Source organism: Streptomyces sp. NPDC001493 (assembly GCF_053597235.1).
Window position 1 is genome coordinate 31,981 of record NZ_JBSFHV010000007.1, and the last position, 18,438, is coordinate 50,418.

General features: G+C 72.3%; 22 protein-coding genes. 12 read left to right on the forward strand and 10 right to left on the reverse strand.

The window, feature by feature from the left end; all coding sequences use genetic code 11:
- Position 1: 1 nt before the first annotated feature.
- Positions 2 to 1,024 (reverse strand): phosphotransferase family protein, encoded by a 1,023-nt coding sequence (locus tag ACWCWD_RS12650; protein WP_450772403.1) that lies wholly within the window; start codon positions 1,022 to 1,024, stop codon positions 2 to 4.
- Positions 1,025 to 1,281: 257 nt separating this feature from the next.
- Between ACWCWD_RS12650 and ACWCWD_RS12655 the strand changes: the two genes are divergently transcribed.
- Entirely contained in the window at positions 1,282 to 2,580 is a 1,299-nt protein-coding gene (locus tag ACWCWD_RS12655) for a glucarate dehydratase family protein (protein WP_450772404.1), read from the forward strand.
- Between the two features lie 142 nt (positions 2,581 to 2,722).
- Here the strand turns inward: ACWCWD_RS12655 and ACWCWD_RS12660 are convergent, their stop codons facing one another.
- On the reverse strand, positions 2,723 to 3,100 hold the full coding sequence (locus tag ACWCWD_RS12660) for a winged helix-turn-helix transcriptional regulator (protein WP_450772406.1): 378 nt from the start codon (positions 3,098 to 3,100) through the stop codon (positions 2,723 to 2,725).
- 77 nt (positions 3,101 to 3,177) lie between these two features.
- On the opposite strand from ACWCWD_RS12660, the gene ACWCWD_RS12665 reads away from it, so the two are divergent.
- The gene (locus ACWCWD_RS12665; protein ID WP_450772408.1) at positions 3,178 to 3,849 is read left to right on the forward strand and encodes an NADPH-dependent F420 reductase; all 672 of its coding nucleotides are present in this window, start codon (positions 3,178 to 3,180) and stop codon (positions 3,847 to 3,849) included.
- Here ACWCWD_RS12665 and ACWCWD_RS12670 read toward each other — a convergent pair.
- The gene (locus tag ACWCWD_RS12670; RefSeq protein ID WP_450772410.1) at positions 3,812 to 5,119 is read right to left on the reverse strand and encodes an MFS transporter; all 1,308 of its coding nucleotides are present in this window, start codon (positions 5,117 to 5,119) and stop codon (positions 3,812 to 3,814) included. The genes ACWCWD_RS12665 and ACWCWD_RS12670 overlap by 38 nt on opposite strands.
- A gap of 109 nt (positions 5,120 to 5,228) precedes the next feature.
- Here ACWCWD_RS12670 and ACWCWD_RS12675 point away from each other — a divergent pair, with 109 nt between their 5' ends.
- The 6 genes from ACWCWD_RS12675 (at position 5,229) to ACWCWD_RS12700 (ending at position 8,499) form a co-directional block, all read left to right on the forward strand.
- On the forward strand, positions 5,229 to 5,540 hold the full coding sequence (locus ACWCWD_RS12675; RefSeq protein WP_450772412.1) for an ArsR/SmtB family transcription factor: 312 nt from the start codon (positions 5,229 to 5,231) through the stop codon (positions 5,538 to 5,540).
- 70 nt (positions 5,541 to 5,610) lie between these two features.
- Positions 5,611 to 6,297 (forward strand): helix-turn-helix transcriptional regulator, encoded by a 687-nt coding sequence (locus ACWCWD_RS12680; RefSeq protein ID WP_450772414.1) that lies wholly within the window; start codon positions 5,611 to 5,613, stop codon positions 6,295 to 6,297.
- 32 nt (positions 6,298 to 6,329) lie between these two features.
- Positions 6,330 to 6,827, forward strand: coding sequence for a DUF3291 domain-containing protein (locus ACWCWD_RS12685; protein ID WP_450772416.1), 498 nt, complete (start codon positions 6,330 to 6,332; stop codon positions 6,825 to 6,827).
- A gap of 140 nt (positions 6,828 to 6,967) precedes the next feature.
- The gene (locus ACWCWD_RS12690; protein ID WP_450772418.1) at positions 6,968 to 7,090 is read left to right on the forward strand and encodes a hypothetical protein; all 123 of its coding nucleotides are present in this window, start codon (positions 6,968 to 6,970) and stop codon (positions 7,088 to 7,090) included.
- Between the two features lie 4 nt (positions 7,091 to 7,094).
- Positions 7,095 to 7,769 (forward strand): hypothetical protein, encoded by a 675-nt coding sequence (locus ACWCWD_RS12695; RefSeq protein ID WP_450772419.1) that lies wholly within the window; start codon positions 7,095 to 7,097, stop codon positions 7,767 to 7,769.
- Positions 7,770 to 7,869: 100 nt separating this feature from the next.
- Positions 7,870 to 8,499, forward strand: a complete 630-nt coding sequence (locus ACWCWD_RS12700; protein ID WP_450772421.1) for an alpha-ketoglutarate-dependent dioxygenase AlkB — start codon at positions 7,870 to 7,872, stop codon at positions 8,497 to 8,499.
- A gap of 118 nt (positions 8,500 to 8,617) precedes the next feature.
- Here the strand turns inward: ACWCWD_RS12700 and ACWCWD_RS12705 are convergent, their stop codons facing one another.
- The 5 genes from ACWCWD_RS12705 to ACWCWD_RS12725 form a co-directional block, all read right to left on the reverse strand.
- A complete protein-coding gene (locus ACWCWD_RS12705; protein WP_450772422.1) occupies positions 8,618 to 9,058 on the reverse strand; it encodes an NUDIX domain-containing protein in 441 nt (146 codons plus the stop codon).
- 170 nt (positions 9,059 to 9,228) lie between these two features.
- Positions 9,229 to 9,564, reverse strand: a complete 336-nt coding sequence (locus ACWCWD_RS12710) for a DUF202 domain-containing protein (protein ID WP_450772423.1) — start codon at positions 9,562 to 9,564, stop codon at positions 9,229 to 9,231.
- Positions 9,561 to 9,956, reverse strand: a complete 396-nt coding sequence (locus tag ACWCWD_RS12715) for a YidH family protein (protein ID WP_450772425.1) — start codon at positions 9,954 to 9,956, stop codon at positions 9,561 to 9,563. The genes ACWCWD_RS12710 and ACWCWD_RS12715 overlap by 4 nt, the downstream gene beginning before the upstream one ends.
- A gap of 146 nt (positions 9,957 to 10,102) precedes the next feature.
- On the reverse strand, positions 10,103 to 10,621 hold the full coding sequence (locus ACWCWD_RS12720) for an NUDIX hydrolase (RefSeq protein ID WP_450772427.1): 519 nt from the start codon (positions 10,619 to 10,621) through the stop codon (positions 10,103 to 10,105).
- A 118-nt stretch (positions 10,622 to 10,739) separates the two neighbouring features.
- Positions 10,740 to 11,648: a DMT family transporter gene (locus ACWCWD_RS12725; protein WP_450772429.1), complete on the reverse strand. Its 909-nt coding sequence runs from the start codon at positions 11,646 to 11,648 to the stop codon at positions 10,740 to 10,742.
- Positions 11,649 to 11,937: 289 nt separating this feature from the next.
- On the opposite strand from ACWCWD_RS12725, the gene ACWCWD_RS12730 reads away from it, so the two are divergent.
- Complete coding sequence (locus tag ACWCWD_RS12730; RefSeq protein ID WP_450772431.1) at positions 11,938 to 13,593, forward strand: FAD-binding dehydrogenase; 1,656 nt, start codon at positions 11,938 to 11,940, stop codon at positions 13,591 to 13,593.
- A gap of 150 nt (positions 13,594 to 13,743) precedes the next feature.
- Here ACWCWD_RS12730 and ACWCWD_RS12735 read toward each other — a convergent pair whose 3' ends face one another.
- Together ACWCWD_RS12735 and ACWCWD_RS12740 are read right to left on the reverse strand one after the other, a co-directional pair.
- The gene (locus tag ACWCWD_RS12735; protein ID WP_450772433.1) at positions 13,744 to 15,141 is read right to left on the reverse strand and encodes a GntP family permease; all 1,398 of its coding nucleotides are present in this window, start codon (positions 15,139 to 15,141) and stop codon (positions 13,744 to 13,746) included.
- Between the two features lie 12 nt (positions 15,142 to 15,153).
- Positions 15,154 to 15,663 carry a gluconokinase gene (locus ACWCWD_RS12740; RefSeq protein ID WP_450772434.1) on the reverse strand — a complete coding sequence of 170 codons (510 nt, stop codon included), beginning with the start codon at positions 15,661 to 15,663 and terminating at the stop codon, positions 15,154 to 15,156.
- A gap of 215 nt (positions 15,664 to 15,878) precedes the next feature.
- Between ACWCWD_RS12740 and ACWCWD_RS12745 the strand changes: the two genes are divergently transcribed.
- The 3 genes from ACWCWD_RS12745 (at position 15,879) to ACWCWD_RS12755 (ending at position 18,426) form a co-directional block, all read left to right on the forward strand.
- Positions 15,879 to 16,580, forward strand: coding sequence for a FadR/GntR family transcriptional regulator (locus ACWCWD_RS12745; protein WP_450772436.1), 702 nt, complete (start codon positions 15,879 to 15,881; stop codon positions 16,578 to 16,580).
- A 131-nt stretch (positions 16,581 to 16,711) separates the two neighbouring features.
- On the forward strand, positions 16,712 to 17,797 hold the full coding sequence (locus ACWCWD_RS12750; RefSeq protein ID WP_390964883.1) for an S-(hydroxymethyl)mycothiol dehydrogenase: 1,086 nt from the start codon (positions 16,712 to 16,714) through the stop codon (positions 17,795 to 17,797).
- A complete protein-coding gene (locus ACWCWD_RS12755; RefSeq protein ID WP_450772437.1) occupies positions 17,797 to 18,426 on the forward strand; it encodes an MBL fold metallo-hydrolase in 630 nt (209 codons plus the stop codon). The genes ACWCWD_RS12750 and ACWCWD_RS12755 overlap by 1 nt, the downstream gene beginning before the upstream one ends.
- The last annotated feature ends 12 nt before the right edge of the window (positions 18,427 to 18,438 follow it).

Sequence of the window (18,438 nt, forward strand, 5' to 3'; positions counted from 1 at the left end):
ATCAGCCTTCCTGGAAGGTGGTGAGGCCGTGCTCGATGAAGAGGGGGACGAGTTCGCCGATGCGGTCGAAGCCCGCGCCGACCGTCTGGCCGAGGGTGTAGCGGTAGTGGATTCCCTCCAGGATCACGGCGAGCTTGAACCACGCGAACGCGGTGTACCAGGAGAGGGCGGAGGTGTCGCGGCCGGAGCGGGCGGCGTAGCGCTCGATCAGCTCGGCGGGGGAGGGGTGGCCCGGGGCGCCGCTCGTCGTGGAGACGGGCGACTTCGGGAGTCCCAGGTCGGAGCTGTACATCACCAGCAGGCCGAGGTCGGTGAGCGGGTCGCCGAGGGTGGACATCTCCCAGTCGAGCACGGCCTTGACGGAGTCGTCGGCGCCGATCAGCACGTTGTCCAGGCGGTAGTCGCCGTGCACCACGGTCGGGGCGGGCGAGTCGGGCAGCGCGCGGCCGAGGCCGGCGTGCAGTTCGTCGATGCCGGGCAGCTCGCGGTTGCGCGAGGCGTCCAACTGCTTCCCCCAGCGCCGCAGTTGCCGGTCGAGGAAGCCCTCGGGGTGGCCGAAGTCGCCGAGCCCGACCGCCGCCGGATCCACGGCGTGCAGGTCGACCAGGGTGTCCACCAGTCCCAGCACCACCTGCCGGGTCCGCTCGGCGCCGAGCGGGGCGAGCTGCTCGGCGGTACGGAAAGGGGTGCCCTCCACGTACTCCATGACGTAGAACGGCGCCCCGATGACGGAGTCGTCCTCGCAGAGCAGCACCGCCTCGGGCACCGGGACGGCGGTCGGGTGCAGGGCGTCGATCACCCGGTGCTCGCGCTTCATGTCGTGCGCGGTGGCGAGGACGTGGCCCAGCGGCGGTCTGCGGACCACCCAGGTGCGGACGGAGTCGGTGACGGTGTACGTCAGGTTCGACCGGCCGCCCTCGATGAGCCGCGCTTCGAGCGGTCCGCTCACCAGCCCCGGCCGCTCGCGGTCGAGATGGCCGCGCAGCAGGACGGGGTCGAGTCCTGGCGGGGGGACTGAGCTCATGACGCGCACCTCCGGGGGTGGTGGACCGAACGTGCCCATGATGCCGACCAGTCGGTATGTCGTCCAGTGAGTGGCCCGAATCCGCGGCCGTGAAGTGCGGCCGAGCCCAGGGGGCGGGCGTCCACCCGGGCCCCCGCCCCGGTGTCCACCGGATCCCCGTCCTGGTGGACGCCCTGGTGTTCGCCACGGCGTCCACCACGGCGTCCATGACGGCGTCCGCCCTGGCGTACGGACGTATCCCTGAATAGAGTTCACGTATGGATACAGCGTTGTTGATCGAGGATGTCCGGCTCACCCCGATTCTCATAGCCGACCCGCCGCTGCTCAACACCCAGGGCGTGCACCAGCCCTACACCCCGCGACTCATCGTGGAAGTGGTCACACGGGGTGGCGTCACCGGGATCGGGGAGACGTACGGCGACTCCGTCTACCTCGATCTCGCCCGCCCGCTCGCCCAGGCGCTGCCGGGCCGGTCGGTCAGCGATCTGAACGGCCTCTTCGCCGTCGCGGAGGAGGTGTGCGGCGACTCCCGTGCGGCCGGGGGCGAGGAGGAGGGCGTCGACGCGGGTGGCCTGCGGGGTGTCCGTACGGCCGACAAGCTCCGGCTCTCCGTCGTCTCCGGCTTCGAGGTCGCCTGCCTGGACGCGCTCGGCAAGGCGCTCGGCCTCCCCGTGCACGCCCTGCTCGGCGGCAAGGTCCGCGACGCCGTCGACTACAGTGCGTACCTCTTCTACCGCTGGGCGGCCCACCCCGAGGGCGGCGAGGCGGACGACTGGGGCGCCGCCGTCGACCCGGCCGGGGTCGTCGCCCAGGCCCGACGCTTCGCCCGGGAGTACGGTTTCGGCTCGTTCAAGCTCAAGGGCGGTGTCTTCCCGCCCGACGAGGAGATCGCCGCGATCCGCGCGCTCGCCGAGGCGTTCCCCGGCCGCCCGCTGCGACTCGACCCCAACGGCGCCTGGTCGGTGGAGACCTCGCTCCACGTCGCCCGCGAACTGGGCGGCGTACTGGAGTACTTGGAGGACCCGGCGAGCGGAACCCCGGCGATGGCGGAGGTATCGGCGGGCACGGACGTCCCGCTCGCCACCAACATGTGCGTCACCACGCTCGCCGAGCTGCCCGAGGCCTTCGCGAAGGACGCGGTGCAGGTCGTCCTCTCCGACCACCACTACTGGGGCGGACTGCACCGCACCCGTGAACTGGCAGGCATCTGCCGCACGTTCGGGGTGGGCCTCTCCATGCACTCCAACACCCACCTCGGCATCAGCCTCGCCGCGATGACCCACGTCGCCGCCACCGTGCCCAACCTCGACTACGCCTGCGACAGCCACTACCCCTGGCAGACCGAGGACGTCATCACCACCCGCCACGTGTTCGAGGACGGGCGGCTGACCGTCTCCGACGCACCCGGCCTCGGCGTCGAACTCGACCGGGACCGACTGGCCGCCCTCCACCGGCGCTGGCTGGACGACGACGGCACCATGCGCGACCGCGACGACGCGGCGGCGATGCGCAAGGCCGACCCCGCGTGGGCGACCCCGGCGATCCCGCGCTGGTGACACCGCCCGGGGAGCTGCCCGATGGTGCTGCTTGGTGACACCGCTTGGTGACACCGCTTGGTGACACCGCGCCGGCCGACCCTGACCCCGACCCCGATCCGGTGCGCGCCGGATCCGGATCGGGATCGGACCGGCGCGCGCCTCAGTCGTCCCAGCCCTGTGCCGCCACGAACGCGTCCCCGTGCTCGGCCGACCAGCGGCCCAGCGCCGCGATCGGCTCCAGCAGCGTCCGCCCGAGCGGGGTCAGCGCGTACTCGACGCGGCGCGGCGCCCCGGCGTGGACCGTGCGCTCCACCAGCGCGTACTCCGTGAGCCTGCGCAGGGTCTCGTTGAGCACCTTGGAGCTGATCGAGCCGATCGCCGCGCGCAGATCGCGCGGGCGCAGCGGGCCCGCTCCCAGTGCCTGGATCACCACGGCGTTCCAGGTGTTCGCCAGCAGGTCGAACCCGAGTCTCGCCCGGCAGTCGGCCAGCACCCGTTCCACAACGCCCCCTTTTCGCCGACCACTTGGGCACCACATGGTAGGTGTCGCATCTCCTAACGTCGCAGGAGCCGCTCCCGCACCGGAGAGCGGCGGCGACGGAGGAGGGAAGACGGATGCGCATCGGCGTGCTCGGTACGGGAAACATGGCGGACGCACTCGGTACGCGCTGGGTCGCGGCCGGACACGAGGTGCTCTTCGGCGGCCGGTCGCCGGAGCGGTCACGCGCCCTCGCCGCCCGGGCCGGCGGCCGCCCCGGCACCCTGGGCGAGGCGGCCCGGTTCGGGGACGCGGTCCTGCTCGCCCTGCCCCACGACACCCTGGCGGACGTACTGGCCGGACTCGGCTCCGGCACAGGGGCGTTGCGCGGCCGGACGCTGATCGACTGCACCAACGCGATCGGCCCCGGTCTGCTGCTCACCACCGGCACCGGCCCGGGTGCCGCCCGCACCCTCGCCCGTACCACCGGGGCCGAGGTGGTCAAGGCGTTCAACCACCTCCCCGACTCCGTGTGGCGGCTGGGCCCGCACGCCGCCGCCACCCCCGAGGGCCCGCTCGCCGTTCCGCTCTGCGGCGACGACGAGGCGGCGCTGGAGACCGTACGCACTCTGGTGCGCGATCTCGGACACGTACCGCTCACCGTCGGCGGCCTGGAGCGGGCCGATCAGCTGGAGGCGATGACCGCGCTCCTGATCGGTCTGTGGAAATCCGGCCAGGATCCCCGCACCCTGCTGCCGCCCTTCGAGGCCGTCACGGCCGGGGACCGAGCAGGGAGCCGGGAGCGGTGACGGACGCCACCTCCACCGCGGGGACGGCCCGGACGGGCCCGGTGCGCCGCAGGGCGGTGACGCCGAACGGTATCGACAGCAGGGCCAGCGCGCCGACCGCTCCCACGTAGCAGGTCGCGGTGGAGCGCAGACCCAGCGAGGGAATCGCGAGGCCGGCGGCGACGGCCGGGACACTGTTGGCCAGGTAGCACATGACGTAGACGGCGGAAAACAGCTGGGCCCGCTGCTCGTGGGCGGCGGTCTGCGCCAGCATGCGGAAGCCGCCGAAGAAGGCGGTGCCGAAGCCGAATCCGGCGACCACGGTGGCGGCCAGCAGCAGAGGCATCGACGGCATGAGGAGGGCCGGCAGGGTCAGCAGGGTTCCGGCGGCCAGGGCCACGGAGCCGGAGAGCATCATCGGCAGCGGGGCCATGTCGCGCAGCGCGAGGCAGGCGATCCCGGCGGTGCCGGGCAGCAGCGCCACCACGAGACCGGCGACGACGTGGTTGCCGGTGTGCAGGATCTCCGCCGTCAGCGACGATCCCAGCGAGAGGTACAGGCCGCCGATTGCCCAGCTGGCGATGAACGGGGGCGCGGCGATCAGGAACGCCTTGCGGTCCGCGTGCGGTACGGACACCCGCGGCCGGAGCGAGGCGAGCGTGCCGGGGCGCAGCGGGGAGGTCTCGGGCACCAGCGGTACGGCGACCGCCAGCGCCAGGGAGGCGGCCGCGAGCAGGGCGAAGACGACCACGTGCGGGGAGGGCGCGTACTGGGTGAGTACGCCACCGGCCAGCGCGCCCACCGCCATGCCGCCCGTGGTGCCGACGCTGTTCAGCAGCGCGCCGAGGCGGGAGCCCGGGTGCTGCAGATCGATCAGCCCGGCGCTGATGGCGCCGGCGGCGGCACCGGTGGCCAGCCCCTGAAGGGCCCGGCCGGCGATCAGTTGGCCCACCCCGTCGGCGGACAGCATCACCGCCATCGCCGCGGCCTCGCCGACGAGTGCGGCGACCAGCACCGGGCGGCGGCCCAGATGGTCCGAGAGGGCGCCCGCCACCAGCAGGGCCGCCAGGACGGCGAGGGCGTAGACGGCGAAGACGACGGTCACGGCGGTGGCCGACAGGCCCCAGTCGCGGGCGTATTCGGAGTAGAGCGGGGAGGGCGCGCTGCTGGCGGCCATCAGCGTGAACTGGGTCGTGGCCAGCAGCCAGAACCCGGCCGCCCGGGAGAGGCGGGGGCCCCGGACGGCCGGTGTCGGAGCGGGGTGGGGGGCGGTGGGAGGAGCGGGAGGCATGAAAGCTCCAGGAGGATGGTTCCAATATTTTCGAACAGTTGGAGCGTAGCCCACCGCGCCCGACAGTTCCAATTTTCTCGAACCACGACAGTTCCAGTATCCTCGAACCATGAGTGGATCGACCCGGGATCTCGCCCATCCGGAAACCGCGGCGCTGGAGTTGACCGGCGTCCTCTTCGCGCTGAGCGATCCGGCGCGGCTGGACATCGTGCGACGCCTCGCCGCCGCCGGTTCCCTGGAGGTCGCGGAGTGTCAGCCGGACTCCGGCCCCATTCCGAAGTCGACGCTCTCCCACCACCTGAAGACCCTGCGCGAGGCGGGCCTCGTCCGTAACGTCCCCCAGGGCCGTCAGCGCTCGCTCACCCTGCGCCGTGACGACCTCGACGCGCGCTTCCCGGGGCTGCTCGACGCCGTTCTGTAGGGCGGGTCCCGCGTGCGGGACGCCCCCGTCGCCTTCTATCTCCAACCTGCGTTGTTCCTAGAATGGCCGGGTGGAGGACATCGACGCGATCGCCATGCTGCAGGACCCGGTACGCCGCCGCCTGTACGAGTACGTGGCGGCCCAGGGCCGCGAGGTCGGCCGCAACGAGGCCGCCGAGGCGGTCGGGGTGGCGCGCACCCTGGCCGCGCACCATCTCGACAAGCTGGCCGGGGCCGGTCTGCTGGAGAGCGCCAGTCGCCGGCTGTCCGGCCGCTCGGGACCGGGGGCCGGGCGGCCCGCCAAGGTGTACGCGCGGGTGCGGGCCGAGTTCGCGGTCTCGCTCCCCGCCCGCGACTACCGCACCGCCGCCGAACTCCTCGCCGAGGCTGCCGAGGAGGCCGGCCTCGACGCCGGTCTCCGCGCGGCGGCGCGCCGCCGGGGCGAGGCGCTGCGCGGACCGGCGGCGGCCTGCGGCGACCTCGAAGAGGCCGCGCGGCTGCTGGCCGCGCGCGGCTACGAACCTCATCTGGAGGGTGCGGGCGCCCAGGAGGGTGCCGATGCGGTGACCCCCGTGGTCCGCATGCGCAACTGCCCCTTCCATGCGGTCGCCGAACGCTTCCCGCCGCTCGTCTGCGGCATGAACCTCGCGCTGCTGGAAGGGCTGCTCGGGACGGACGGCCCCGTCCGTGCCCGGATGGACGCCCGGCCGGGGGAGTGCTGTGTCGTGGTCGAGGATTCTAAAAACAACGAGCATTGACATAGAAAAGTGGGCCGTGCTGGGATGAGGCCATGACCGCATCCCCGCGCGCCGCCCACCTGGCCCAGCTCAATGTCGCCACCCTCCTCCACCCCCTGGACGACCCGCGCATCGCACCGTTCGTCGACGCCCTCGACCCGGTCAACGCCACGGCGGACGGCGCGCCCGGCTTCGTGTGGCGGCTCGTGGCGGACGGAACGGCCGACGCCACGGCCCTGCGCCCGGCCGGTGAGAACGTCATCGTCAACATGTCGGTGTGGGAGACCCCGGAAGCCCTCTGGGACTTCACCTACCGCAGCGGTCACCTGGAAGTGGTGCGACAGCGCCGCGACTGGTTCGACCGGCACGTCGAGGCGCACCTGGTGCTCTGGTGGATCCCCGCCGGGCACGTCCCGACCGTCGGCGAGGCGCTGGAGCGGCTGGCCGACCTGCGGACCAACGGCCCGTCCCCGCGCGCCTTCACCTTCACCTCCTCGTACTCCGCGGCGGAGGCCGCCGAGGCGGGTGCGGGTGAGCTGCTCCCCGAGTGAGGAGGCGGGCGGCGGGGCGCTCGCACCCGGTCCGCCGTGGGTGGGCCGGCGAGACGGGTCAGTCGCTCCATCACCCCCGGTCATGGACGGCGCGCGGCTACGGAGCGGTAGCCGGCGCCAAGAACCTCTACGAGGAAGGCGTGCGCCCGGTATCCACCCCGGCCGACTACGGATCGGAGAAGAACCACGGGCGGGCCGACCGGGCCCGGAGCGCGGTCGGTGACGCGCTCGGTCACCTCTCCGACGTCGACCCGCTTGGATGACACCGTGGACAACGCGACGCACACGTTTCTGATCTCCCCGGTCAACCCCGTTCCGGTGCCGGAACCGATTCCGGCCCATCTGCCACCCGACGCCGACATGACCGCGACGGTCCGCGCGCCCCACGCGCGGCGCCCCGAAGACGCGCCACTCGCCAGGGTGTTCACCTCCCGCGCCGAGGAGGGCCCGGGACGCCGGGCAGCCGCCCCGCCCTTCTGGATCCACGGGCCGGACGGCGACTTGTGGTGCGTGACCCACCCTGTCGCCCCGGACGTCCACGAGGTCCGCTCGCTCGAAGGCTCCACCCTGGCCCACGTCACCCGCCGGGCCTCCCGCCTCCTGCCCTGGCCGCGGCGCACCCGGTGGTCGGTACGGTTCGCCGGCTCGTCGCGGGAAGCCACGGGCCGGGTCGGTACCTGGTACGCCTGGCTGCTCTACGTGGTGACCGCTCCGGTCTGGTTCCTCTTCGCGCTCTGTGTGACGGTCTACTCCTTCTTCGACGGCACCGCCGAGGACGGTGGCTTCCGAAGCCCCACCCGCACCCGCTGGCGTCTGCCCGGTGCCGGAACGGTTTTGGACCACCGGGGTGCGGGCAAGGCCTACCGCCATCTCTCCGCGAGCCTGGACACCCGCGTCGCGTATGCCCTGGCGGTCCTACGGACCTGGGAACGCGGGCGCTGACCAGCCCGACCGGGGGCCCCTGCCTCCCGGGGCGGCAGAGGCCCCGGGTGTATGGGCCGCACCCCCGTATTCGAACAAATGAACTAGACTCGTAGGCCTCATGTCCTCATTTCTCCAGCCATCGCTCTTCGGCCAGTCCGACGGCCCCGCCCTCGCGCCCCTGACCGGACTGCGCCGGACGGAGCTCGGGCACGGAGCATGGATCGACCTGCTGCCGGGCTGGCTGTCCGGCGCCGACGAACTCTTCGCGCACCTCGAAACCGAGGTCCCCTGGCACGGGGAACAGCGCCGGATGTACGACCGCACCGTCGACGTACCGCGCCTGCTGGCCTTCTACCGGGCAGGTGACGCCCTGCCGCACCCCGTCCTCGCCGAAGCCCGCGATGCGCTGTCCGCGCACTACGCCGAGGAACTCGGCGAGCCCTTCGCGACGGCGGGACTCTGCCACTACCGCGACGGCCAGGACAGCGTCGCCTGGCACGGGGACCGGATCGGCCGGGGCTCGTACGAGGACACGATGGTCGCCATCCTCTCCGTGGGCGCCCCGCGCGACCTGCTGCTGCGCCCCCGCGACCACGCGGGCGGGACGCTGCGCCGCCCGCTGGGGCACGGGGACCTGATCGTGATGGGCGGATCCTGCCAGCGGACCTGGGAGCACGCGGTGCCGAAGACGACCCGGGCCTGCGGCCCGAGGGTCAGCATCCAGTACCGTCCGCGCGGGGTGCGCTGACCCGGCACGGGCATACGAGGGGTTCAGCCGGCCCGTACTTCAGGCGACCCGTACTTCAGGCGACCCGTACTTCAGGCGACCCGCACTTCAGGCGACCCGCACTTCAGCGGGCCCGTACTCAGCCGGCCCGTGTGGAGTGGTGGGCCTTGATGGCCCGGTGGGCCCACGGGCTCATGGTCAGATGTTCCATCGTCGGCAGTTCGAACCAGTGGAACATGATGCCCTCGCTGACCGGGAGGGCGTGCGCGTCGCCGTCCCAGTGGGCGGTGTAGACGTGGATGTGCCCCTCGGTGACGTACGGGCCGTCGGCATGCGCCGTGGTGAAGGCCGTGACGTCGGGCAGTACGAGACCGGTCTCCTCCTGGATCTCCCGCCTGATGGCGTCGTCCGGCGTCTCCGTCCCCTCGGCGCCGCCGCCCACCAGGGACCAGGTGCCGCTGTCGCAGATCGGCTTGTTGGCGTCGCGCAGATGCAGGAGGTACTCGCCTCGGCCGTTGGTGATGATCACAGCGGTGCTGGACCTCTCGGGAGCGTCCGGTACGGGCAGCTCAACCACCATCCTCGGTTCGTCCGGCCGCGATCCGCCGGTCGGCGGAGCCCCGGCCGATGCGCCGGTCCCCCGTGCGGCATGCCCGTACCGGGCACGGGGAAACGCCCTTCGGGCCGGGCCTCCGGGCGTGCGGGGGTGTGAGCGGCGCACGCTGGGCGCGGATCACCGGCGCGTCCCGCTCAGAACACCATCGCCGCCGCGAACACCGCCAGGGCCACCGTGCACGCGGCGGCGGTCAGTGCCGCTCGCGGGGGCAGCGTTTCGGGCCGGGCCGTACCGGTCGCCCGTACCCGCCGGTGCGCCACCCGCAGGAAGCCGATCCAGGCCGCCGCGCTCAGGGCCAGCGCGACCACCGCCCCGAGGGTCGCTCCACCGTGCAGGGCCTGTTTCCCGGCCAGCACCGCCGCCACGGTCGCGGACAGCGTGGTACGCCGCCAGGCCAGCCGGGTTCGTTCCGGCTGGAGGCCCGGGTCCCGGGCCGGGCCGGAAGCGGGCTCCGGTGCGGCTGCGGTCACCGGCCCTCCCAGCCGAAGAGGACGACCACCACCATCGCCACGGCCACCACCGCGACCACCAGGCTCAGCAGGGTCGGGAACCGGGAGACGGGCAGGTCCTCGCCCCGGCGCATGGCCCGTTCGCAGCGGACCCAGTGGTTCACGGCCCGCAGGGCGCAGAGCACTCCGGCCGCGAGGAGTCCGAACGCCAGGCCCGCGCGTACCCCCCGGGCGAGACCCGGCAGGAACTGGTCGACGGCGAAGCCGCCACCGATCAGGGCCAGGGCCGTACGGATCCAGGCGAGGAAGGTCCGCTCGTTGGCGAGCGAGAAGCGGTAGTCCGGGGTGTCGCCCTCGTCGCGGATCCGTTGCGGCACGAACCACAACCGCAGGCTCTGTATGAATTCCTTCACACGAGCACCCTATCCGCCCCTTTGTGAGCGGTTCTGATCACATCGGGCCGGAGTGATCATGTACCCGGGGTCAGCCCGCCTCCTCGCGCCCCGGAGCCGGCCCGCCCCACGCCCCGGAGCCGGCCTCCCTCCTCGCGTACCCGGAGTCAGCCCGCCTCCCCGTCCCGGAACGCACGCAGCCGGTGGTACGCCTCCAGCCCGTCGGGCGTCCACGTCCACTCGGGGATGCGTGCCGCCAGCTCCCCGTCCGCGAGGAAGCCGTGCCAGTCGATCTCCTCCTTCTGCGGATCGACCGGAAGCTCGCACCGCACCTGGTAGATCCGGGACCACCAGGAGTGCCCGTCCTTCTCGTACAGGAACGAGAACAGCGGCTCGGGCTGCGGCAGTCCGGAGACGCCGAGCTCCTCCTCCGCCTCCCGCAGCGCCGCCTCGTCGTACGACTCGCCCGCGCCGACCACGCCACCGACGAACATGTCGTAGTGCGAGGGGAAGACCATCTTGGTGGCCGTCCTGCGGTGCACGAACACCCGCCCCTCGGCGTCGCGCGCCTCGATGAACACGCACCGGTGGCGCAGCCCGCGCGCGGTCGCCTCACCGCGCGTCGCCCGCCCCACCACCTCGTCGTTCTCGTCGACGATGTCCAGGATCTCGTCAGCAGGATTCATGCCGCCCATCCAACAGCACGCCGCCGACCCCGCGCCGTGAGCCGGAGCAGGAGCCGGAGCCGGAGCCGGGCCGGATCCCGGGCGCCGTGCCCCCGAGCCGGACCCGGGCCGGATCCCGTCAGATCCCGCCCCCGTCCGTGGGCAGCAGGTCCCGGGCGGGATGGGCGCCGCCCTTGCCGCCGGGCAGCGCCGGATGCAGCCCGAGCAGCACGATCCCGGCGACGATCGCCGCCAGCCCGGCCGCCTGGCCCGCCAGCGCCGCCGGGTCCGTACGCACCTGGTCACCGAGGAAACCGATGCCGCAGGCGATCCCCGCGAGCGGCTGGGCGGCGGTCAGCGCGGGCAGCGACATCCTCAGCGGCGCCATCTCGAACGCGCTCTGCACCAGGATCAGCCCGGTCACACCGATCACCAGCACGACGTACGGCTGCCAGCTGCCCACCAGCGCGGGCCAGCCGCCGTCGGTCAGCAGCTGGCCGCTCTCCCGGGTGAGGGCGTCCTGGAGTCCGTACAGCAACCCCGCCGCCAGGGCCAGCAGCGAAGGCGCCACCGCGGGGCGGGCGTGCCGGGCGGAGGCGGCGAGGACCAGCGCGAGCCCCACCACCACGCCGATGATCAGCCAGTGCCGCAGCGGATCGGTCTCCGCCTGACCGCCGGTCGGCTGACCCGCGAGCAGAAACGCGGCGACCCCGCAGGAGAGCAGTACGAGCCCGCTCCACCCCTGGCGGCCGAGCCGCTGTCCGGTGAGCCCGCGCGACAGTCCCAGCGCGAAGAGCAGGTTGGTCGCCAGCAGTGGCTCCACCACCGACAGCTCGCCCTGGCCGAGGGCCAGCGCGCCGAGCACCATCCCGCAGACCATGAACCCGATGCCGGCCAGCCAGCTCCGTACCTTCATCAGGTCGAGCAGCAGCCGGGGGGAGAGGAAATCGCTCATCGGGGCGCGGCGGGCGGCGTCCTGCTGCAGGACGAAGCCGAAACCCAGGCACGCCGCCGCGCCCACGGAGAGGAGGACGACCAGCAAGGACACAGGTTTCTTCCTCGGATCGGGCGGGCGGAAACGGTGTGTTCCGAACGATATGCCCCTCGGTGTAGGGGAGCGGTGAGATTGGTCCGACCGGCCTGTTGACTCCGGCATCGGGGGGTGCCGAAGATCTGACGCACCAGTAACTTCCACGCTCCGCGACGTCCGGGACCTCCGGGACTCCCACGGACCGGCCCGCGGGACCCCGGCCGGCGCTCCCACGCACGTCCGCCGCCCCGTTCCGGTGCCGAGCCCCGGCCGGACACCGCACCGCCTCGCCCGAAGGATGGAACCCATGGCGTACGACGCCGATGTGATCGTGATCGGAGCCGGCCTCGCGGGGCTGGCCGCCACGGCGGAGCTGGCCGACGCGGGGCGCTCCGTGATCCTGCTCGACCAGGAACCCGAGCAGGCGCTCGGGGGCCAGGCGCACTGGTCCTTCGGCGGCCTCTTCCTCGTCGACTCGCCGGAGCAGCGCAGGTTCCGGATCAAGGACAGTCGGGAGCTGGCCCTCCAGGACTGGTTCGGTACGGCCGGTTTCGACCGGAAGGAGGACCACTGGCCGAAGAAGTGGGCCGAGGCGTACGTCGACTTCGCCGCCGGTGAGAAGCGCTCCTGGCTGCGTGCGCAGGGGCTGCGGCTCTTCCCGGTGGTCGGCTGGGCCGAGCGCGGCGGCTACGACGCGACCGGCCACGGCAACTCCGTCCCCCGCTTCCACATCACCTGGGGCACCGGTCCCGGGGTCGTCGCCCCCTTCGAGCGGCGGGTGCGCGAGGGCGTCGCCAAGGGGCTCGTCGAGTTCCGCTTCCGGCACCGGGTGACGGGCCTCGGCCGTACCGGGGGCGCCGTCGACACCGTGACCGGCGAGATCCTGGAGCCCAGCGCCGCCGAGCGTGGCACCGCAAGCAGCCGGACCGCCACCGGCGCCTTCGAGCTGCGGGCCCAGGCGGTGATCGTCACCTCCGGCGGGATCGGCGGCAACCACGACCTCGTACGGGCCCAGTGGCCCGAGCGGCTCGGCACCCCGCCCGCGAAGATGCTCTCCGGAGTCCCCGCCCACGTGGACGGACTGATGCTCGGCATCGCCGAGGAGGCCGGGGCCCACCACATCAACCGTGACCGCATGTGGCACTACACCGAGGGCATCGAGAACTGGAACCCGGTCTGGGACAAGCACGCCATCCGGATCCTGCCCGGCCCGTCCTCCCTCTGGTTCGACGCCCGGGGCAAGCGGCTGCCGGTCCCGCTCTTCCCCGGCTTCGACACCCTCGGCACCCTCGAACACATCATGAAGTCCGGGTACGACTACACCTGGTTCGTCCTGGACCAGCGGATCATCGGCAAGGAGTTCGCGCTCTCCGGCTCCGAGCAGAACCCGGACCTCACCGGCAAATCGGTCCGCGACGTCATCGGCCGGGCCCGCGCCGAGGTCCCCGGACCGGTCAAGGCGTTCATGGACCACGGCGTGGACTTCGTCGTGGAGAACGACCTCGGCGCGCTCGTACGCGGCATGAACGCCCTGACCGGCGACGGGCTCATCGACGAGGACGAACTGCGCCGCGAGATCACCGCGCGCGACCGTGAGATCGCCAACCCGTTCACCAAGGACCTCCAGATCACGGCGATCCACGGGGCGCGTTCGTACCTCGGCGACAAGCTGATCCGCACGGCGAAGCCGCACCGCATCCTCGACCCGAAGGCCGGACCGCTGATCGCCGTCCGGCTGAACATCCTCACCCGCAAGTCGCTCGGCGGGCTGGAGACGGACCTCTCCTCCCGGGTGCTGACCGCGGACGGATCCCCGCTGCCCGGGGTGTACGCGGCGGGGGAGGCGGCCGGGTTCGGCGGCGGCGGGGTGCACGGCTACCGCTCGCTCGAGGGCACCTTCCTCGGCGGCTGCATCTTCTCCGGCCGCACGGCGGGCCGGGCCGCGGCGGCGGCGCTCGGCTGACGGGCGCCGGCCGGGCGCGTACGGCCGCACCCATGACGAAGGCGCCCGGCCGGTCCGGTACGCATGTATGGGCATGCGGACCGGACCGGTCGGGCGCCTTGAGGAGTCGAGCACGGGGCGGGGACCGTCAGGTGCCCCGCACCCCCCGCCCTACAACACCAGGGAGAGGAGCAGGATGAAGACCAGCGAGCAGACGGAGATGATGCTCTCCATCACCGACCAGGTCTTGACCGTCTGACCGACGTCCATCCCGAAGTACTCCTTAACCAGCCAGAAACCCGCGTCGTTGACGTGGCTGAAGAAGAGCGAGCCCGCGCCGACCGCGAGGACCAGCAGGGCGGCGTGCGCGGTCGACATGTCGGCCGCCAGCGGGGCGACCAGACCGGCCGCCGAGATGGTCGCCACCGTCGCCGAACCGGTCGCGAGCCGGATGCCGACCGCGATCAGCCAGCCGAGCAGCAGCGCGGGGATCGACCAGTTCTCGGAGAACTCCAGGATCATCCGGCCCACGCCGGCGTCGATCAGCGTCTGCTTGAAGCCACCGCCCGCGCCGACGATCAGCAGCACGCCCGCGATCGGGGCGAGCGACTTCTCGACGGTGGAGGCCAGCCGGTCCTTGGTGAACCCGGCGGCCCGGCCCAGCGTGAACATGCCGACGATCACGGCGGCGAGCAGGGCGATCAGCGGGGAGCCGATGACGTCCGTGACCTTCTGGACGTGGTTGTCGGGGTTGTCCACGACGATGTCGACCAGGGCCTTCGCCAGCATCAGCACGACCGGCAGCAGCACGGTGGCCAGCGTCGCGCCGAAGCTCGGGCGGTGCTCCAGCTCCTCCGAGGCGCGCTCGGGGACCATGCGCTCGGGCGCCTTGATGTCCACCCAGCGGGCGGCGAACCGGGAGAAGACCGGACCGGCGAGGATCACGGTCGGAATGGCGACGACCACACCGAGGGCCAGCGTGACACCGAGGTTGGCGTCGATCGCGTCGATCGCGACGAGCGGGCCGGGGTGCGGGGGGATCAGCCCGTGCATCACGGAGAGACCGGCGAGCGCCGGGATACCGATCCGCATCAGGGAGTAGTTGCCGCGCTTGGCGACGAGCAGCACCACCGGGATCAGCAGCACGATGCCGACCTCGAAGAAGAGCGGCAGACCGATGATCGAGGCGATCAGCACCATCGCCCAGGGCATCGCCCGGCCGCTCGCCTTGGCGAGGATGGTGTCCACGATCTGGTCGGCGCCGCCGGAGTCGGCGAGCAGCTTGCCCAGGATCGCGCCCAGGGCGATGAGGACACCGACGCCCGCCACGGTGGAGCCGAGCCCGGCCGTGAAGCTGGCGATCGTCTTCTCCAGCGGAGCCCCGGCGAAGGAGCCGAGCGCCAGCGAGCCGATGGTGAGCGCCAGGAAGGCGTGCAGCTTGAACTTGGTGATGAGCAGGACGATGACGGCGATGCCCAGGACGACGGCGATGCCCAACTGCGCGTTGCCCGCGGAGGTGATGGGATCGACGGCGTCCGCTGCCAACGTCTCGACGCTGAGACTGGTCACGGTGAGGGGTCCTTAGCTTCCGAGCCGGCGCAGTGCGGCGACGGCCCGTTCGGTTATTTCTTCAGGGGTGCCGGTCACGTCGACCTCGACGCCCGCCTCGTCCGCCTCCAGCGGCTGGAGGGTGGCGAACTGCGAGTCGAGCAGTGCGGTCGGCATGAAATGGCCCTTGCGCGCGGACATCCGCCCCTCGATGAGGGCGCGGTCGCCGGTCAGGTGCAGAAAGACGGCGCCGGGCGCCTCGGCGCGCAGCCGGTCGCGGTAGACCCGCTTGAGCGCCGAGCTGGAGACGACACCGCCGAGCCCGGCCCGGCCGTGCGCCCACTGTCCGATGGCGTCCAGCCAGGGCCAGCGGTCCGAGTCGTCCAGCGGGGTACCGGCGGACATCTTGGCGATGTTCGACTCGGGGTGGAAGTCGTCGCCCTCGGCGTACGGGACGCCCAGTGCGGTGGCGAGCAGGGGGCCGATCGTGGTCTTGCCGGTCCCTGCCACGCCCATCACCACGACGACGTGGGGGGTGCTCATTGGTGCCTCGCTGTCTTCTTCGACATCGGTCCGTCGGGATTACTGAAACTCATAAGGTCGTACTTATTCAAGTGAGTGTGACCTAAACGTCGTACTTAATGGTCCCCGGGATGTCGTGAGGCCCTGCCGAACCGCCCCCGCAGGCGTTCCGGGGCCCCCGCGCCGGTGCCGCAGGCCGACCGGAGTGTCCCGGAACCGCCCCGTACCCTTGCCCCATGACCACGACGAGCCAGGGGCTCCATACGCATGTGCTGGACGCCCTTGGTCTGGAGATCACCTCGGGGGAGCGCAGGCCCGGCGACGTACTGCGCACCGACGAGATCGCCCAGCGGTTCGAGGTCTCCCGCACGGTCGTCCGCGAGGTGGTCCGCGTCCTGGAGTCGATGCACCTCGTCGAGTCCCGGCGCCGGGTCGGCGTGACCGTACGCCCCACCGAGGCGTGGAACGTCTACGACCCCCGGGTCATCCGCTGGCGGCTCGCCGGCGCCGACCGCCCGCGCCAGCTCCGCTCGCTGACCGTGCTCCGGTCCGCGATCGAACCCGTCGCCGCCTCGCTCGCCGCCCGGTACGCCTCACCCGCACAGTGCGCGGCCCTCACCGAGTGCGCCCTCGGCATGGTGGAGACCTCGCGCGGCCAGCGACTGGAGGAGTACCTCCGCCACGACATCGCCTTCCACCGGGTGGTGCTGAACGCCTCGGGCAACGAGATGTTCGCCCGGCTCGGGGACGTCGTCGCCGAGGTCCTGGCCGGCCGCACCCACCACCAGGTGATGTTCGAGGACCCCGACCCGGCCGCCGTGACCCTGCACGTCAAGCTCGCCGAGGCGGTACGCCAGGGGGACGCGGAGGCCGCCGAGCGGCTCACCCGCGAGATCGCGGCCGGCGCCCTGGACGAACTGGACGTACTCGCGCCCTGACGGCCCCGCCCGCGTCCGCGCACGCCCACCCCCAGCGCGTACCTTTGTCCGAGTTCGATCTTCGGACAGCGGTCGGACGTCGCAGGGGCTCGGGCCGTGCCTGGAGCCGCCACAGAGAAGGAGACCAGGGTATGCCGCAGCAGGTGCAAGGTGTCATCGCGCCGGGCAAGAACGAGCCGGTGCGGGTGGAGACGATCGTGATCCCCGACCCCGGACCCGGCGAGGCCGTGGTGAAGATCCAGGCGTGCGGGGTCTGCCACACCGACCTGCACTACAAGCAGGGCGGCATCAACGACGAGTTCCCGTTCCTCCTCGGCCACGAGGCGGCGGGCGTCGTGGAGTCGGTCGGCGAGGGCGTCACCGACGTCGCGCCCGGCGACTTCGTCATCCTCAACTGGCGGGCCGTCTGCGGCCAGTGTCGCGCCTGTCTGCGCGGACGCCCCTGGTACTGCTTCAACACCCACAACGCCAAGCAGAAGATGACGCTGCTCGACGGCACCGAGCTCTCCCCGGCGCTCGGCATCGGCGCGTTCGCGGAGAAGACCCTGGTGGCCTCCGGGCAGTGCACCAAGGTCGACCCCGAGGTGTCCCCGGCCGTCGCCGGTCTGCTCGGCTGCGGTGTCATGGCGGGCATCGGCGCCGCCATCAACACCGGTGAGGTGGGCCGGGGCGACTCCGTCGCGGTCATCGGCTGCGGTGGCGTCGGCGACGCCGCCGTCATGGGCGCACGGCTCGCCGGCGCGGCGAAGATCATCGCCGTGGACATCGACGACCGCAAGCTGGAGACGGCGAAGAAGATGGGTGCCACGCACACCGTCAACTCCCGCACCGGCGACCCGGTCGAGGCGATCCGCGCCCTCACCGACGGCAACGGCGCCGACGTCGTCATCGAGGCGGTCGGCCGCCCCGAGACGTACGAGCAGGCGTTCTACGCCCGCGACCTGGCCGGCACCGTCGTCCTGGTCGGCGTCCCCACGCCCGAGATGCGCCTCGAACTCCCCCTCCTCGACGTGTTCGGCCGCGGCGGCTCGCTGAAGTCCTCCTGGTACGGCGACTGCCTGCCGTCCCGCGACTTCCCGATGCTCGTCGACCTGCACCAGCAGGGCCGGATCGACCTCGGCGCGTTCGTCACCGAGACCATCGGCATCGGCGACGTCGAGCGCGCCTTCGAGCGGATGCACGACGGCGACGTGCTGCGTTCGGTGGTGGTCTTCTGATGACCGCCCGCATCGACCACCTGGTCACCTCCGGCACCTTCGCCCTCGACGGCGGCGAGTGGGACGTCGACAACAACGTCTGGATCGTCGGCGACGACCACGAGGCGATCGTCATCGACGCCGCCCACGACGCCGACGCCATCCTGGCCGCCCTCGGCGGACGGACGCTGCGCGCCATCGTCTCCACCCACGCGCACAACGACCACATCGACGCCGCCCCGGCCCTCGCCGAGGCCACCGGCGCCCCGGTGCTGCTCCACCCGGACGACCTGCCGCTGTGGAAGCAGACCCACCCCGACCGCACGCCCGACGGCGAACTGGCGGACGGTCAGGAACTGGAGGTCGCCGGCACCCGGCTGACCGTCCTGCACACGCCGGGCCACGCCCCGGGAGCCGTCTGCCTGTACGCCCCCGAGCTGGCCACGGTCTTCACCGGGGACACCCTCTTCCAGGGCGGACCCGGCGCCACCGGCCGGTCCTTCTCGCACTTCCCGACGATCGTCGACTCGATCCGGGACCGGCTGCTCGCCCTCCCGGCGGACACCACCGTCCGCACCGGACACGGCGACTCCACCACCATCGGCGCGGAGGCCCCGCACCTGGAGGAGTGGATCGCGCGCGGTCACTGACCGCCGCGACCC

Excerpts from the sequence above, each read along its gene's own strand:
- ACWCWD_RS12650 (WP_450772403.1), bottom strand. The coding sequence starts at position 1,024 with ATGAGCTCAGTCCCCCCGCCAGGACTCGACCCCGTCCTGCTGCGCGGC.
- ACWCWD_RS12750 (WP_390964883.1), top strand. The coding sequence starts at position 16,712 with ATGCCGCAGCAGGTGCAAGGTGTCATCGCGCCGGGCAAGAACGAGCCG.
- ACWCWD_RS12705 (WP_450772422.1), bottom strand. The coding sequence starts at position 9,058 with ATGGTGGTTGAGCTGCCCGTACCGGACGCTCCCGAGAGGTCCAGCACC.
- ACWCWD_RS12665 (WP_450772408.1), top strand. The coding sequence starts at position 3,178 with ATGCGCATCGGCGTGCTCGGTACGGGAAACATGGCGGACGCACTCGGT.
- ACWCWD_RS12685 (WP_450772416.1), top strand. The coding sequence starts at position 6,330 with ATGACCGCATCCCCGCGCGCCGCCCACCTGGCCCAGCTCAATGTCGCC.
- ACWCWD_RS12655 (WP_450772404.1), top strand. The coding sequence starts at position 1,282 with ATGGATACAGCGTTGTTGATCGAGGATGTCCGGCTCACCCCGATTCTC.
- ACWCWD_RS12730 (WP_450772431.1), top strand. The coding sequence starts at position 11,938 with ATGGCGTACGACGCCGATGTGATCGTGATCGGAGCCGGCCTCGCGGGG.
- ACWCWD_RS12700 (WP_450772421.1), top strand. The coding sequence starts at position 7,870 with ATGTCCTCATTTCTCCAGCCATCGCTCTTCGGCCAGTCCGACGGCCCC.
- ACWCWD_RS12675 (WP_450772412.1), top strand. The coding sequence starts at position 5,229 with ATGAGTGGATCGACCCGGGATCTCGCCCATCCGGAAACCGCGGCGCTG.
- ACWCWD_RS12660 (WP_450772406.1), bottom strand. The coding sequence starts at position 3,100 with ATGTGGTGCCCAAGTGGTCGGCGAAAAGGGGGCGTTGTGGAACGGGTG.
- ACWCWD_RS12720 (WP_450772427.1), bottom strand. The coding sequence starts at position 10,621 with ATGAATCCTGCTGACGAGATCCTGGACATCGTCGACGAGAACGACGAG.
- ACWCWD_RS12755 (WP_450772437.1), top strand. The coding sequence starts at position 17,797 with ATGACCGCCCGCATCGACCACCTGGTCACCTCCGGCACCTTCGCCCTC.
- ACWCWD_RS12745 (WP_450772436.1), top strand. The coding sequence starts at position 15,879 with ATGACCACGACGAGCCAGGGGCTCCATACGCATGTGCTGGACGCCCTT.
- ACWCWD_RS12670 (WP_450772410.1), bottom strand. The coding sequence starts at position 5,119 with ATGCCTCCCGCTCCTCCCACCGCCCCCCACCCCGCTCCGACACCGGCC.
- ACWCWD_RS12740 (WP_450772434.1), bottom strand. The coding sequence starts at position 15,663 with ATGAGCACCCCCCACGTCGTCGTGGTGATGGGCGTGGCAGGGACCGGC.